The sequence below is a fragment of the Campylobacter fetus subsp. fetus genome, assembly GCF_900475935.1.
In the GTDB taxonomy this organism is placed as follows: domain Bacteria; phylum Campylobacterota; class Campylobacteria; order Campylobacterales; family Campylobacteraceae; genus Campylobacter; species Campylobacter fetus.
Window position 1 is genome coordinate 1,550,313 of sequence record NZ_LS483431.1, and the last position, 15,446, is coordinate 1,565,758.

General features: G+C 29.9%; 16 protein-coding genes. All 16 read left to right on the top strand.

From position 1 onward, the window contains the following. Positions 1-19: 19 nt before the first annotated feature. Positions 20-1,081, top strand: a complete 1,062-nt coding sequence (locus DQN38_RS07790; protein WP_024305316.1) for a radical SAM/SPASM domain-containing protein — start codon at positions 20-22, stop codon at positions 1,079-1,081. Continuing rightward, on the top strand, positions 1,081-1,452 hold the full coding sequence (locus DQN38_RS09160) for an SDR family NAD(P)-dependent oxidoreductase (RefSeq protein WP_050981968.1): 372 nt from the start codon (positions 1,081-1,083) through the stop codon (positions 1,450-1,452). The genes DQN38_RS07790 and DQN38_RS09160 overlap by 1 nt, the downstream gene beginning before the upstream one ends. Positions 1,453-1,462: 10 nt before the next feature. Beyond that, positions 1,463-1,795 carry an SDR family oxidoreductase gene (locus tag DQN38_RS09165; protein WP_080582783.1) on the top strand — a complete coding sequence of 111 codons (333 nt, stop codon included), beginning with the start codon at positions 1,463-1,465 and terminating at the stop codon, positions 1,793-1,795. Next, entirely contained in the window at positions 1,782-2,741 is a 960-nt protein-coding gene (locus DQN38_RS07805) for a radical SAM/SPASM domain-containing protein (RefSeq protein WP_002850644.1), read from the top strand. Before DQN38_RS09165 ends, DQN38_RS07805 begins: the two co-directional genes overlap by 14 nt. Before the next feature lie 55 nt (positions 2,742-2,796). Further along, positions 2,797-3,243, top strand: a complete 447-nt coding sequence (locus DQN38_RS07810; protein WP_065843961.1) for a WbuC family cupin fold metalloprotein — start codon at positions 2,797-2,799, stop codon at positions 3,241-3,243. Positions 3,244-3,251: 8 nt separating this feature from the next. Continuing rightward, positions 3,252-4,523 carry a class I SAM-dependent methyltransferase gene (locus tag DQN38_RS07815; RefSeq protein ID WP_111738236.1) on the top strand — a complete coding sequence of 424 codons (1,272 nt, stop codon included), beginning with the start codon at positions 3,252-3,254 and terminating at the stop codon, positions 4,521-4,523. A 2-nt stretch (positions 4,524-4,525) separates the two neighbouring features. After that, positions 4,526-5,593, top strand: a complete 1,068-nt coding sequence (locus tag DQN38_RS07820) for a DegT/DnrJ/EryC1/StrS family aminotransferase (protein ID WP_065843963.1) — start codon at positions 4,526-4,528, stop codon at positions 5,591-5,593. Beyond that, complete coding sequence (locus tag DQN38_RS07825) at positions 5,578-6,513, top strand: formyltransferase family protein (RefSeq protein ID WP_065843964.1); 936 nt, start codon at positions 5,578-5,580, stop codon at positions 6,511-6,513. The genes DQN38_RS07820 and DQN38_RS07825 overlap by 16 nt, the downstream gene beginning before the upstream one ends. Positions 6,514-6,587: 74 nt before the next feature. Then, the gene (locus DQN38_RS07830; protein WP_002850652.1) at positions 6,588-7,040 is read left to right on the top strand and encodes an acyltransferase; all 453 of its coding nucleotides are present in this window, start codon (positions 6,588-6,590) and stop codon (positions 7,038-7,040) included. Between the two features lie 26 nt (positions 7,041-7,066). Further along, complete coding sequence (locus tag DQN38_RS07835) at positions 7,067-8,050, top strand: radical SAM/SPASM domain-containing protein (RefSeq protein ID WP_002850654.1); 984 nt, start codon at positions 7,067-7,069, stop codon at positions 8,048-8,050. A gap of 93 nt (positions 8,051-8,143) precedes the next feature. Beyond that, a complete protein-coding gene (locus DQN38_RS07840; protein WP_111738237.1) occupies positions 8,144-9,478 on the top strand; it encodes a hypothetical protein in 1,335 nt (444 codons plus the stop codon). Positions 9,479-9,571: 93 nt separating this feature from the next. Further along, entirely contained in the window at positions 9,572-10,429 is an 858-nt protein-coding gene (locus tag DQN38_RS07845; RefSeq protein ID WP_038454184.1) for a glycosyltransferase family 9 protein, read from the top strand. 3 nt (positions 10,430-10,432) lie between these two features. Then, a complete protein-coding gene (locus tag DQN38_RS07850) occupies positions 10,433-11,665 on the top strand; it encodes a glycosyltransferase family 2 protein (protein WP_002850677.1) in 1,233 nt (410 codons plus the stop codon). Then, positions 11,662-12,525 (top strand): class I SAM-dependent methyltransferase, encoded by an 864-nt coding sequence (locus DQN38_RS07855; protein ID WP_024305311.1) that lies wholly within the window; start codon positions 11,662-11,664, stop codon positions 12,523-12,525. The genes DQN38_RS07850 and DQN38_RS07855 overlap by 4 nt, the downstream gene beginning before the upstream one ends. Continuing rightward, positions 12,518-14,320, top strand: a complete 1,803-nt coding sequence (asnB, locus tag DQN38_RS07860) for an asparagine synthase (glutamine-hydrolyzing) (protein ID WP_002850679.1) — start codon at positions 12,518-12,520, stop codon at positions 14,318-14,320. Before DQN38_RS07855 ends, asnB begins: the two co-directional genes overlap by 8 nt. Further along, positions 14,317-15,423, top strand: coding sequence for a glycosyltransferase (locus DQN38_RS07865; protein ID WP_111738238.1), 1,107 nt, complete (start codon positions 14,317-14,319; stop codon positions 15,421-15,423). The genes asnB and DQN38_RS07865 overlap by 4 nt, the downstream gene beginning before the upstream one ends. Positions 15,424-15,446: the final 23 nt, after the last annotated feature.

The following is a 15,446-nucleotide window of genomic DNA, read 5'->3' on the forward strand; positions in this document are numbered from 1 at the left end:
GCCTAAAGAGAGTAAATTAATGGGTTTATTATATACAAAATACAAAATGTTCCACTATCCAAAAAAGATTGACTCTTTGAATACGGATGAGATATTGCCTCCTCTTCAAGTAAGAATCAAACCTACCAATGCTTGCAATCATGATTGTTGGTACTGTGCATATAAAGCTAGCAATCTTCAACTCGGAAAAGATATGATAGTTAAAGACTATATACCAAAAGATAAGATGTTTGAAATAATAGATGATCTTGATAGTATGGGTGTAAAAAGTATAACTTTTAGCGGAGGTGGAGAGCCTCTATCTTATAGATATATGACTGAAACTTTAGAAAAATTAAGCAAAACAAATATCAAATTTGCAAGCCTAACAAACGGTTCAAAACTAAATGGAGATATAGCAAATCTATTTTCTAAATTCGGAACTTGGTTGAGAGTAAGCATAGACGGATTTGATGATGAGAGCTATGCAAAATATAGAAATGTAAAAGTCGGAGAGTTTAGTAAAGTAATTAAAAATATGAGCGAGTTTAGTAAGTTAGGGGGGAAATGTTTATTAGGAGTGTCTTTCATAATAGACGACAAAAACTACTCTCATATATATGATGTTTTACACTTATTTAAAGATATAGGCGTAAGAAGCGTGAAATTAAGTCCTTGCATAGTATCAAATGATGCTGCTAAAAATAATGAATATCATAGTAAAATATTTGATAATGTTCAAAAAGAGATATATAAGTCTATGAATTTAACCGACGGCAACTTTGAAATTTACAATTCATACCACCTTTTAGATACTAAATTTAAAAAAGATTACGACTGGTGCCCAATGCTGCAAATTCTTATGGTTATAGGAGCAGATCAAAACGTATATGCATGCCAAGATAAGGCTTATAATCTTGATAGCGGACTATTATTTAGCATAAAAAATAGAAGCTTTAAAGAGGCATGGAGTGCAGACAAAAGTAGTTTTTACAAAATCAAACCGTGTGAAGTATGCAATCATCACTGCGTATCAAATGAAAAAAACAAGATCTTGCTTGAGTATTTAGGCGCGGACAAAGAACATCTAGGATTTGTATAATGAAAACAGCAATAGTTACAGGAGCCAGCAGGGGCATAGGAAGAGCTATAGCAAATGAACTTTTAAATAGAGGTTATTATGTTATATCGATAGCTAGAAATTTTGACAATGATACAAAAACAATGCAAAATCAAAAATGCATAAGCTTAGATCTTATGAAAAATAGTGCAATAGATGAGCTAAAAGCACAGATAAAAGACTATGATATAAATACCATAATTCATAATCTTGGCGGAAAAATTAACGAAGATAATCAACCCCTAACTAGTCAGGCACTAAAAAACAGCATTCATTTTAATTTAGGAATAGCAGTAGATATAAATAGCCTTTTAATACCTAAAATACAAAATTCTTCCATAGGGGGGGGGTAGTGTAGTATTTATCTCTTCAGATAGTGCTAAAAACGGTAGAGCCGCTCCGGCGTACGTAGCTAGCAAAGCAGCATTAAATGCATATATGAAATCCTGCGCAAGGTATTATGCTAAAGATAATATAGTATTTTTTAGTGTTTTACCGGGCATCGTATATTTTAAAAATAGCGCATGGGATAAGAAAAAACAAACCGATCCAAATACATTCAATCAAAAACTACAAAATAGCATATTTAAAGAATTTGCAACACCTAATCATATAGCAAATTTCGTATTAAGTATGTTAAACAGCAATAATAAATTTATAAATGGCGGAGAATTTATCATAAATGGCGGAGAATAATTTAGAACAAAAGAAAAAAGAGATAAAAGAACGTTTTAATTTTAATAAATTTGAAGATTATATCAAATTTCCAAAATACTTTGAGTTCGAAACAGTCAATGCATGTAATGCAAGATGCAAAATGTGTACCGTGACTCAGTGGGATGGATACGATCAAAAGGACAAATTTAAAAGAGTGGTTAGCGACGAGTTATGGAATAAATTTGTTAAAAACGTACAACCGTACAGCAAATGGATAGAAAAAATTACGCTTACAAGAGATGGTGAAACTCTTTTGGATAGCAAAATTGCACATCGTATAAATGAGCTTAAAAAGGCGGGTATCAAACAAGTAGTAATTGTAACCAATGCATCTTTACTAAGCCAGAAAAAAAGTATAGAGCTATTGAACTCTGGATTAGATGAAATAATGATCTCTATAGACGGTTTTACGAAACAGACCTATGAAAGTATAAGAATAGGATTAAAATATGAAAAAGTACTTCAAAACACATTAAATTTTATCAAAATAAGAGAAAAGCTAGGTGTTAACACGACAATGAGAATTAGGCTAATAGAACAAAAAGAAAATATGAAAGAGATAGATAATTTTATTAAATTTTGGAAAAATAATACAAGAAGCAGCGATCAAGTATATTCAATGGCGCTCCATAGCTGGGGAAATCAACTTATAAAAGAAAATGAAGAAAAAGTTAAAGAGTGGGGTAAAAAAGCATGCATATCGCCTTTTTCATCAATGGCTATACATTTTGATGGAAGAGTTGGAATGTGCGGCGTAGATTTTAACTGCAAATACAAAACAGGGGATTTAAATTTAAATAGCATAGAAGAAATTTGGCGCGGTGAAATATTCAGTGCTATACGATCTAATCATTTAAACTCTAATAGAAATGCTTATGAACTATGCAAAGGCTGCAATCTTTGGGATAGAGTATATAAAAAATAATTGCTATAAAAGATAGTTTTTGATATAATCAGCCAAAAAAACAGAGGGTAAGATCTTGATACTTTCGGAAAAAACGGCAGATAAAAATGCAAAAACTCCAACATTTTTTATTGGTGAATGCGGCTCTATATCCGAGCAAAATATTAATGAACTAAAAAAATATGCTTTGAAAAATAACACCACAGCAAGACTTAATCTATTTTCTGATAGTACGGATTTATTGCAATATATGTTAATTTTTCATCCCTATAAAAAAGATATCAAATGCCAAAAATTTATAGAACAATCTTCAATATATATGGCGCTGGATGGGAATTTCAGCATTACTCTATATAATGATGATATGAGTATAAATAAAGAATTTGTATTAAATAAAAAATTAAATAAAACAGTAAGAATACCAAAAAATACATTCTACAAAATGGAAATGATAAGCGATCAACTGCTTTTCATAGAAATTAGAAATGGGCCTTTTAAAAGAGAAAATCAAATAATTATTTAAGGAATAATATGTCAGAAAAACCATATAAAACAGATATTTGTAGGTTATGCGGAGAAAAAATGCAAGAAGTTGTACAGTTATCTCCTAGCCCAATAGGCGATATTTTTAAAGATACAAAAAAAGAAGCAGCCAAACTAACAATATGCGAATATAATTTACTGCATTGCAAACAGTGCAATAATGTGCAAATATCAATAGATCCGACAAGTAATATTTATAAAGATTATATATATATCTCTAGCACATCAGTTGATTTACAAAATCATTATAAAGCATTAAGCGGAAAACTAGTAAATGAATTAAAAAAAGAACATGCATTTATAGTTGAATTTGGTAGCAATGAAGGACTACTTTTAGAACTAATCAATGAAGAACTAACAAGAACATCTATGGGGGGGGGTATTACAAAAACATGGGAAATACTAGGTATAGATCCCAGCCCTATGGCGGCAAAAATGGCTAATCAAAAAGGTATTCCTACTATAAATGATTATTTTAATCAAGATTTAGCTAAAAAAATCAGCTTAGAAAAAGGCAAAGCAGACCTAATAGTAGCAAATTTTGTTATGGCAAATATATCAGATATGTACTCTATAGCTAAGTCTATAAATGAACTGTTAGATAAAGATGGTGTTTTTGTTTTTGAAACTGGATATTTATGCGATATATTAAGATTTAATCTTATAGATACGATATACCCAGAACATCTAAACTACTATAGTTTAAGCTCTTTAAAAAAGTATTTAGAAAAGTTTGGACTGCGTATATTTAGAGCCGAAAATACTACTGCTAAAGGGGGTGCATTGCGCGTATGGGTATGCAAAAATGAGGCCAAAATAGCTTTGGAAAATAGCGTGCAAATAATAATGGATATGGAAAATAACTTTTTTTCAAACCAAAATATATTCAAAGACTTCCTAAACAGATTGAGTAAATTTAAAGTAGAGGTAAAGAATTTAGCTAAACAGATAAAAGATAAAGAAAAACTCTTAGTTTATGGGGCTAGTATAGGCTGTATAGTTATGATAGAGCAGTTTGAGCTTGGAGAAAAGATAGATTATCTCATAGATGACAATGAACTTAAGATAGGGAAATTTAGTCCTAGCCGAGCTATAGAAGTAAAATCAAGTGAGTTTTTACTGCAATCAGGAGTAAAAAATGTAATAAATTTAGCATGGCGTTTTTGTGAGCCTATAAAACAAAAAAATAAAAAATTTTTAGAAAATGGCGGTACAATTTATAATATAAATTTAAAAAATCTAAAGATCGATAAGGTATAAAAATGATTAACTGGTGGAGCAATAATTTTGATGAAAAAGAGATAAAAGCTGTGAGTGATGCCATATTATCAAAATGCATCTCTCAAGGAGATATAACAGACAAATTCGAAAAAGAACTGGCAAAATTTTTACAAGTTCCATACTGCATATGTGTGCCAAACGGAACTCAAGCCATAACACTTAGCTTTATGGCGTGCGGAATCGAATATGGCGATGAAATCATAACATCAAATAGAACTTTTATAGGCACGGCTCACGCCGGTTTAATACTTGGCGCTAAAATAGTTGCAGTAGATGTAAAAGACGATATGAGCATAGATTATAATTTAATTGAAAACAAAATTACAAATAAAACTAAACTTATAGTTCCGGTGCATTTAAATGGGATAGCAAACGATATGGAAGCTATAAGCAAAATTGCAGATGATAATAAAATAACAATAGTTGAAGATGCTTGTCAAGCTTTTGGATCAAAATATAACGGAAAATTCTTAGGCACATTTGGCAGATTCGGATGTTTTTCTTTGGGTATAGCCAAAGTTCTTAGTACTGGACAAGGCGGAGTTGTAACGGCTAATAACGAAGAAGACTATAAGCTATTACAAAAAATACGAAATCAAGGCGTATTTGATGTAAGAAAAGAGCAAAACTATGGTATTAAAGCATTTAACTTTAAATTCAATGATATGCAAGCCGCAATAGGTCTAGCTCAACTTTCAAAAATTAATGAAAAAATAGAAACATGCAAAGATATTTATCAAACTTATAAAGAGAAGTTAGATGGAAAAATCAACTATGTTCAATGTAACTTAGAATCAACTATGCCTATGAGATTTTTGGTATTGCATCAAAGAAATCAAGAATTGAAAGAATGGCTTATGAATCAAGGTATCGGTTCTTCTCTTGATGCACCTTCTCTTAATCTATGTCCGCATTTAAATATAAGTGGAAAATATCCTATAAGCAATAAATTCCATAAAGAGCTTTTGATACTTCCATCTGGTCCTAGTCAAAAAATATCAGATATAAATAAAGTAGCAAATAAGGTTTTAGAGTGGCTAGGTGTATAGTTTTAGGAACTAGCAAATTTACAGCGAGTCTCATATACGGTATTATAGATAGCTTAAATGAAGTATCTTGCGTCATTTCTATGCCTGATACTAGTAAGCCTAATAACCCATATGATCTAAAAAAAATTTGCAATAAGTTTGGGATTAAATATTATGAATTCGAAGATATAAATTCAGCAGAAGCTATAAATTTGATAAAAAAGATAAATCCTAATTTCATAGTATCATCATGGCCAAAAATTATTAAAAATGAAATTTTGAATTTAGCTTATGTTATAGGAACTCATCCAACCAACCTACCAAAAGATAGAGGCAGACATCCGCTTCACTGGAATATAATAAGAGGTATTAAAAAATCTAAACTAAGCTTCTTTAAAATGGATAAAAACGTAGATAGCGGAAATTTACTGCTTCAACTAAAATATGCTATTTCAAAATATGATGATATAAATTCATTAAATCACAAAATAGAAAAATTAGCAAAAACTGGAATTAATAAACTTCTATCTCGCAATAAAATGAAAGAGATAGCTCAAAGCGGCAATACAAACTATCTAAGAGCTAGAAATATACATGACTGCTTAATAGATCCTAGAATGGAGTATAAAACAATAGACCGCATAGTAAGGTCATTTACTAGTCCATATCCATGCGCTAAGCTAATAGTAGAAAATCAAATTTTAAATATAAAAAAATGCTGTTTAATTGAAAAAGGAGATAAATTAGGCTACGGAAAAATCTTAAAAGAAAGTACTAATTTTATAATTTTTCAATGCAGCGATAGCGTGATTAAACTATCTTTAGAAAGTGGATCAAAATATAGTTATATGGGGGGGGGTGGATACAAACTCCAAGTTTTTATATCCAAAAATATTCCATCAAACTATAGCTCGAATTTGTCAAAAAAAGGTATGATATAATGGAAAAATTTATATCATACCTTTTAATAAAATTTAGCAACCATATATGTATACGATATAGAAGATGGATAGCAATGCATTATCCTAACAAAGATGTAAGGTTGCATTTTTGGAAAATTTCAAGAGTGCAAATAGGCGACAACTCAGAAGCGGCAATGGGAATGCATGTTATAGACGACTCTGATAATGAAAAATGCCAACTCATAATAGGCAAAAATGTATCAATAGCTGCTGGAGCAACGTTTGTGTGCTGCAGCGAACCTAGCTTTTCTGTAAATTTAAAAGAAATTTCATATGTAAAAGAAAATTTGATTAAAAAATCAACTATCACAATCGGGGATGACACATGGATAGGAGCTAATACCACTATATTACCCGGAGTAAAAATAGGCAAATTTTGCATTATAGGAGCAGGATCTATAGTCACAAAAGATGTAGATGATTTTTCTATAGCAGTAGGAGTTCCGGCAAAAGTCATTAGAAAATTAAAGTTAACATCAAGTAATAAAATGTATAATTATGAATAATACACATACAGGAGATATCTAAATATATGAAAATAGACAATAAAGATTTAGATGCAAAAAAAGAAATTATCAAAAACAGATTTTCACTAAAAAATTTCAATGATTATATCAAATTTCCAAAATATTTTGAGGTAGAAACCGTCAATGCATGTAATGCTCATTGTAAAATGTGCAGTATAGAACATTGGGAAGGATATCGAGATAAAAATAAATTTAAAAGAATTATGAGTGATGATACATGGAGTAAATTTGTACAATACATAACACCATACTCACAATGGATAGAAAAAATTTCTTTAACTAAACTGGGAGAACCTTTGTTGGATTTTAAAATCCAAGATAGAATTAAAGATCTAAAAAAGTTAAATATAAAAAATGTAAGTATAACTACAAATGCTTCTCTTCTAAATGAAAACATATCGAAAAAACTTTTAGATTCTGGGTTAGATGAATTAAACGTATCCATAGACGGGCTAAGCAAAGAAGTATATGAAGGCATAAGAATAGGTCTTAAACATGAAAATGTATATAAAAACACTATTCAATTTATAAATATGAGAGATGGGGGGGGGTATCGCACATCTATAAGAGTAAGGTTAACTCAACAAGAGCAAAATCTTCATGAAATTGACGATTGGATAAATTTTTGGACAAGCAAAACAGATAAAAATGATAAAGTATATACAATGCCTCTGCTTACATGGGGAAATAGACTATTTAATGAAACACAATCAAAAATAGAGTTTATGAGCAACAAAGCATGCAGCTATCTATTTTCCAGTATGTCGATAGACTATGATGGAAGAGTCGTATTGTGTTGTTCTGATTTCAATTCTATATTCGATTTAGGCAATATAAATGAGAAAACGATAAATGATATCTGGACTAGCAAAAAATATGAAACAATTAGAGAAATGCATTTAAATAATGAAAGAAATAAAATAAATATATGCAAAGGATGCATGATTTGGGACAAGAGCTACACATCAAATAATACAAATAAAAAGTAAAATTAAAAAATATTTTATATAGATAAAAAACTTTACATAATTTGATATAATTAAAACTATATATACAATTTTATGTTAAATAAAGGTAGATACTTGAAATATTACATATACCCAAACGGTAAAGTTGGACAAGATATAAAAAGAATACTTGAAAAAACAGGTTTTGATAAAGAATTTATAGAAGTAAATGATGAATTTGTAAAGAACAACCATAAAGAAATGCAAGATGGAATAGTTCTCATATCATCGCAAAAATACTACTTTGATATAGCAAAAAAATGCACTAAATTTGATTTGAAATATACAAATGGAATAAAATTTGCGGCTGATATTTTAAATAAATTTATACTTACAATTAGCCCTATGAATAAAAATATCGGGGTAATATTAGCAGGTCCTGCCGGAAATAAACACCGAGGAAGCGTACTTAATAACTTAATTAAAGGCGGGGGGGGGTATAAGCTATTTTTCTTTGCTTCTAGCAAACAACAAATTAACGACTCAAAAGATCAAATACAAAACGAATGGGTAATGTGGCTTTATGAAAGAGAGATATTTAAATACTTAAATTCAATAAGCTTAGCTATAACTGAATGCGGAGAAACTTTTGCTCCAGGAGTTACAACTTTTTATATAGCGCACACCATATCTTTAGCAGAAAATAATTTTTTAAATCCAAAAATTTATAAATCACAATTTTATAGGTATATGATGAACTCCGACTTTATAGTCATTTCATCAAAACAAGACTATGATTATATACAAAATCTCTCAAAAGAGATATTTGGAAGCGAAGATATGTCACACAAGCTACTTAAGTTTGGAAATCCGAGTCTAGAACAAAGCATATTATCTTACGGAGATTTCAAAAAAACAGAGAAAAAAGTCGTATTATTATCGTTCAACATCATTACATATGAAAATCCAAATTCCATTATCAAACTTATAGACGCTCTTTTGCAAAAAGATATAGAGGTATATTTTAGACCTCATCCTGTTTTAAAAGAACATAGTATTTCAATATATATTAAAAATAGGTATGAAAATGATAGAAATTTTATATTTGATAGTACTGTAAAATTCTCAAATGAACTAAAATCAAAAGTTACGACTATAATATCAGATGTGAGTTCCATGGCTCACACATTTCCGCTTACAACGCTAAAACCAGCTATCATATATATAGATGATGAGTCTAATTTTTATCAAAATATTGATGAAATTGTAAGAAATCCTATTCAAATTCATGCCAAAAATCCAAGCGAATGTATTGAATTAATAAACAAAATATACAATAATCAAGATATCTTTAAAAGCGATATATCGTCTTTTAGATCCAAAAATATTTATAACGATATAGGCTCTCAAGACAGTACGTCTAAAAAAATAGCAAATTTTATAGATGAAATAATCAGACTAAAACATTAAAAAATATATCTATTGAACGATATACTATAAATTTTTAATTGAAATTAAAGTATACTAATATATGGAAAAAAAATTAACACATAAAGTAAGCTTATGAAAATTCTTATCATAAAGCTTGGGTACTCAGAAACATTTATAGACGACAATTCGCGCGTGGTTAGTTTAGGAGACGTGCTAAGAGCAACTCCTATCATAGAAGCTCTGCATCAAAAATATAATAATGCAAAGATCAGTTGGCTAACTAGCCAAGAGGCTTTTACGCTTATAAACGGCGCTAAATTTTTAAGTGAAACAATAATTTATAATGATAAATTTAGCGGCGAGTTTGATATGGTTATAAATTTGGAGAAATTCGATGAAATTTTTGAGCTGCTAAAACGTATAAAATCTAAACAAATAGTTGGATTTATCAAAGAAAATAACTGCTTAAATATAAGTCCGAAAAACGATAAAATTTTAAAATATATAAAAGAAAGCGGTAGCTGCAGAGTTTGGCAGGAACTTATATTTGATATGCTTGGTTTAAAATGGCAAAACCAAAAGTATAATCTTGGTTATAAACCAAAAAATGGTATTTTGCACGAAGTTGGGCTTAATTATTTAGTAGGTAGTAAATGGCCGACAAAAGCTATGAGTTTAATAAAATGGAATGAATTAGCAAATATTCTTAATAAGCTAAATATAAATTTTTCCTGGCAAGAAGGAAAAGAAAATTTAAAAGAGTATATTGAATGGATAAACTCATGCGAAACTATCATAACGCAAGATAGCCTTGGAATGCACATAGCTATGGCATTAGACAAAAGAGTAATAGCTCTGTTTGGGCCTACAAACTATATGGAAATTTACCCATATGGGCAAACAGATATCATAAATGTGGATTGGAGCTATAAAAATCCGAGCATGGATAGTTTGAATTTGCAAGATATTTTAAATTTAATCAAAGGTTAAAAAATGTTTTCTATAGTTATAACTACTTATAATAGATCAAAGCTTCTAAAAAGATGTCTAGATAGCATAAAAAATCAGACTTTTAACCGATACGAGGTTTTAATTTTGGATGATTGCTCTAGTGATGATACAAGCGAGATGGTTAAAGAATACACAAACGATAGTAAATTTATGTATTTTAAAGCAGAGTCAAACTATGGCAGTAGCAATTTAATATTCAACGAATACATAGTCAAGCAAAAATTAAATAAGTATGAATATATATTGTATATGTCAGATGATGATTTTTTAGATAAAAATTCTCTATTAGAATCATATAACCTCATCAATAAATACGGACACATAGATGTAATTTTATGCAAAATATCATTTAATTACGGCGATATAATAGTACAAAGTCCGGATGATGGCTCTACTTCCGAATACTTTGAGTTCAGTGATCAAAATTCGCATAAAGCATTGTCAAAATATCGCTTTATGTATCATAATAATCTAAACTATAAAACAGACATGTATGATTATAATCAAACAGCAACATATGAAGTACCGTACTATAAAATGTATCAAAATAAAAAAATAGGTTATTCAAAAAATATAATATATATATTTGATATATCAAGTGAAAATAGGGAAAAATATTTAGATATTAAAAACTACATAATGGCTTTAGGCGAACTTTGTTACAGAGAAATTAATTTTATAAACAATAAAAAAGAAGCTAAAAATATATTTAAATCAAACTTATTACTAAGAATAAACTGTGAAGGAAATTTTCTATCATCATTTGATGCATTTCCAGCAAATGTTGTGGTTGAATACCTTTCTAGATTTATAGATCAAGATAATTTTTATGATATCTTGGATAAATTCGCAACATTTATGAAAGATAGCTTTCAACCCTCATTTGACGAAACATATCATAAATTAAACTCAAAATTATACACATACGAGGAAAGAAATGACATTATAAAAAACTCAAAAACATTTATGATATACTGCCAAAACGAATGGGGGAAACAGATAAAAGAGCAGTTTATAAAACAAGGTTTGGAGTGCTTGGGATTTATAGATGACGCTAATTCCATGAGTTGCGCTGAATTTTTGAAAAGCGGTTTAGAGCCGGATTTTGTATTTATAGCTACCGGAAAACCGAAACTCATGAGCGATTTAATAAACAATCTGCAACCATACAAAGGCAAAGTTTTAACTCTGCACGAAAAGGATGATTCACTATGAAAAAAACGTTTTCATTTGGAAAAAACTGGCTTAGATATGTAAAATATATATTAAATGAGGATATTATCCAAAACGCATCAAATTCACTAACTAAATTTATTTCTAATAGCGAATTTAAAAATAAAATTTTTATAGATATCGGATGCGGAAGCGGTCTGTTTTCACTTTGCGCATTAAGGTTGGGGGCAAAAAAAGTTATAAGTTTTGACATGGACCTTAACTCAGTACAAGCGGCAAATTTATGTAAGCAAAAATTTGCTCCCGATAGCACAAATTGGGATATTTTACAAGGCTCCATTTTGGATTTAAATTTTTTAAAAAATTTAGAATTAGCATTAAAAAATGAACAAATTATAGTATATTCATGGGGAGTTTTACATCATACCGATGATCTAAACTCGGCTATGTTAAATGCTGCAAACTTAGCCAAATTAGGGGGGGGTATGGCATACATAGCAATTTATAATAAAACAGAAGCTAGTCCTTTTTGGTTAAAAATAAAAAAATTTTATAATAGTACGAATATAATTATGAAATTCCTTATGGTAAGCGCTTATACGATATTTTTAACATTTGAAGATATCAGAAAAGGACGCGGACTAAATATGAAAGACAAAAGCAGAGGAATGCATAAAATTACAGATGTTATCGACTGGTTGGGCGGATATCCTTATGAGCCCGCAACTGCTAATGAAATTAATGATTTTTGGGGTAAACTAGGTTTTGAATGCACAAAATTTGCTCCTACAAAATACCGTGAGCCGATCTATCCAAAAAGCTTTTTTTATAAATATTTTGTGTATCTAAAACAAGTAGGAACCGGCTGCAATGAGTTTGTATTTAAGAGTAAAAATGTGTAGAATAGCGGGCGGTTTTGCTACAGATCTAAAAGACAAGATCAAACAAATTGCCTATGCCTTAAGAAATGGCGGTGAAAATGAAGCTAGGTTTTATTTTGATCAAAATTTTGCACTTTCTCATAATAGATTAGCCATAATAGACCTTAGCCATAATGCAGATCAACCGGTGCAAAATGAGCGTTTCGTACTCTGTTTTAACGGAGAAATTTACAACTACAAAGAGATCGCGCGAGATCTTGAATTAGATGATAAATTTAAAAACAGCGACACATTGGTTTTGCTAGCAGCATATAGCAAATGGGGTAAAAGTTGCTTAGATAAACTTGATGGAATGTTTGCATTTTGTATTTATGACAAATTTGAAAAAAGCATATTTCTAGCTAGAGACAGACTAGGCGTGAAACCTCTTTATTACTATTTTAAAGATGATAAATTTATATTTGCAAGTGAGTTAAAAGCATTTTTTGCTTACGATAACTTTGATAAAAGTATAGATCAAACAGCTTTCTCACACTATCTAAACTCAGGATATATGCCAGGCGAACAAAGTATTTTTAAATTTATAAAAAAGCTGCCCCCTGCACATTTCTTAGAGTTTTCCAACGTAAAAAAAGAGTTAAAAATCACAAAATACTACGACTTGCGATCTAAATTCAATACTAAAAAAAGTGTCGATTTAACTAAATTTGAAAATGAGCTAGAAAACAGCATCATATCACGAACAATAAGCGACGTCGAGTTTAGCTCATTTTTAAGCGGTGGTCTTGATAGTAGTGTTACGGCTACGGTGTTGGCTAAAAACGGATTTAAGTTTAAAACTATTTCAATAGGATTTGAATCCGATAAATTCAATGAGAGCGATTATGCTGCCGCAGTTGCAAAAAACTTAGGTTTGGAGCACATAAATTACACTCTTACTCCAAAAATCGCCAAAGATATAATTTTACAACTACCAAGCGTATATGATGAGCCTTTTGGAGATAGTTCGGCGATACCTACTCTATTTTTATGCCAAAAAGCAAGGAGTTTATCAAAGGTTGCGCTATCTAGCGATGGCGGAGATGAGATAAACTTTGGCTATGCAAGGTATGATTTAAATTATCAACGATATAAATTTTATAAAAAATTCTCGTTTTTAAAACATATATTTTTAAATTTGCCCTACCCTCTTTTAAAAAAAGCATTTGAGTTAAATTCAAAAACATTAGGTGTAGACAGATATTACCGTATTAAAGATAGTTTTAAAACCAATAAATTCATGGAATTATATGCTCTTGAATTTAGACATTTTAAAAATGACGAAGCAAAACTTTTAGGAATTTCAAATGAACCCAACCTAAGTGAGTTTGAACTAGAAAATGAATATGAAAGTATGAGTTTTAGTGATATTTCAACATATTTAAGTGATGATATTTTTGTTAAAACCGATCGCGCGGCAATGAGCGTGAGCTTAGAAGTGAGAGAGCCGCTTTTGAGCTATAAATTTGTGGATTTTATGATAAAAGCAGATCCTAATTTACGTAAAAATAAAGCTTTATTTAAAGCATATCTTTTAAAACATCTTCCAAAAGAGCTTGTAATGAGACCAAAAATGGGATTTGCTCTTCCTATTGAAGAGTGGTTTCATACTGATTTGGGATATCTTTTAGATGAATATTTAACAAATCAAGATTTTTTTGATAAGCAATATATTTTAAATTTAGTTCAAGATTTTAGAGATAAAAAGAGAGTAAATTTTGCTAAAATTTGGCATATTTTACTATTTTTGATGTGGAAAAAAAGGTGGAACATATGATAAAAAACGGCAAAAAAGTGCTATTTGTAATCGACCTTATAAAAGGTGGAGGCGGCGCTCAAAAAGTACTAAAAATCGCTATGCAAACACTTAAAAAAAATGGATTTGAAACTGAACTAATAGTACTCAAACGATCGAATAAAGAGCTTGATTTTAGCGAGTTTAGAGTGCATTACGTATTAAATGAAGATGATAAACTACTTCCGAACTCATTTATTATATTAGAAAAATTAAGAAATTTGATGCGTGAATTTGATATAGTTTGTACATTTATAGATTTTATCACAACTTATTATGTTGCATTGGCTATTGAACTAAACTGTTTTTGCGTTAGCAAAAACGCAAATGCGAAGCAAGCTCTTGAGTCAAGAGAGCTTGTTACGCACAAAACAGACCAAAAACTGATCTGTTTTGTGCGTAACAAGCTCTCTTTCCTATCTCAAAGCTTTGCTTTGAAAGAGCTAAATTTAGACTTAGCTAAACTCAGCCTTTCTAGAGCAGATAAAGTAGTAGCAAACAGTATCGAATGTCAAAAAGAACTACTTGAATTTGGGATAAAAAACCCATTATTACTCAATAATCCTATAATATTACCAAAACATATAGAAAACAATCTAAATTTAAATAAAAATTACGCTTTAGCAGTAGGAAGATTAAGCAAAGAAAAAGACTACGAAACTATGATAAAAGCATTTAAAAAAGCAAACTGTAAAGACCTAAAATTGATAATTCTTGGAGAAGGCGATCTGAAAAATTCTCTATTAGAACTAGCCAAAGGAGCGAATATAGAATTTTTAGGATACAAAAAAAACGTAATAACATATCTTGCAAATGCAAAATTTTTCATTCAAACAAGTCTATTTGAAGGCTCATCAAACTCCGTTTTAGAAAGCTACGCGCTTGGTGTTCCAGCTATTCTTAGCGATATCCCGCAAAATAGAGAAATTTACAATTTAGATGCCTGCTATGTGCCGTGTAAAGATATAACATCTCTTAGCAACTCTATAAGAAAATTAAATGAAAACTCTACTAAATTTAATCCTAATTTAACTAAATTTAGTATAGAAAACTTTGAAAAAACACTGTTAGGAATATTTAAATGATCTATATATATCCCAACGGTTAC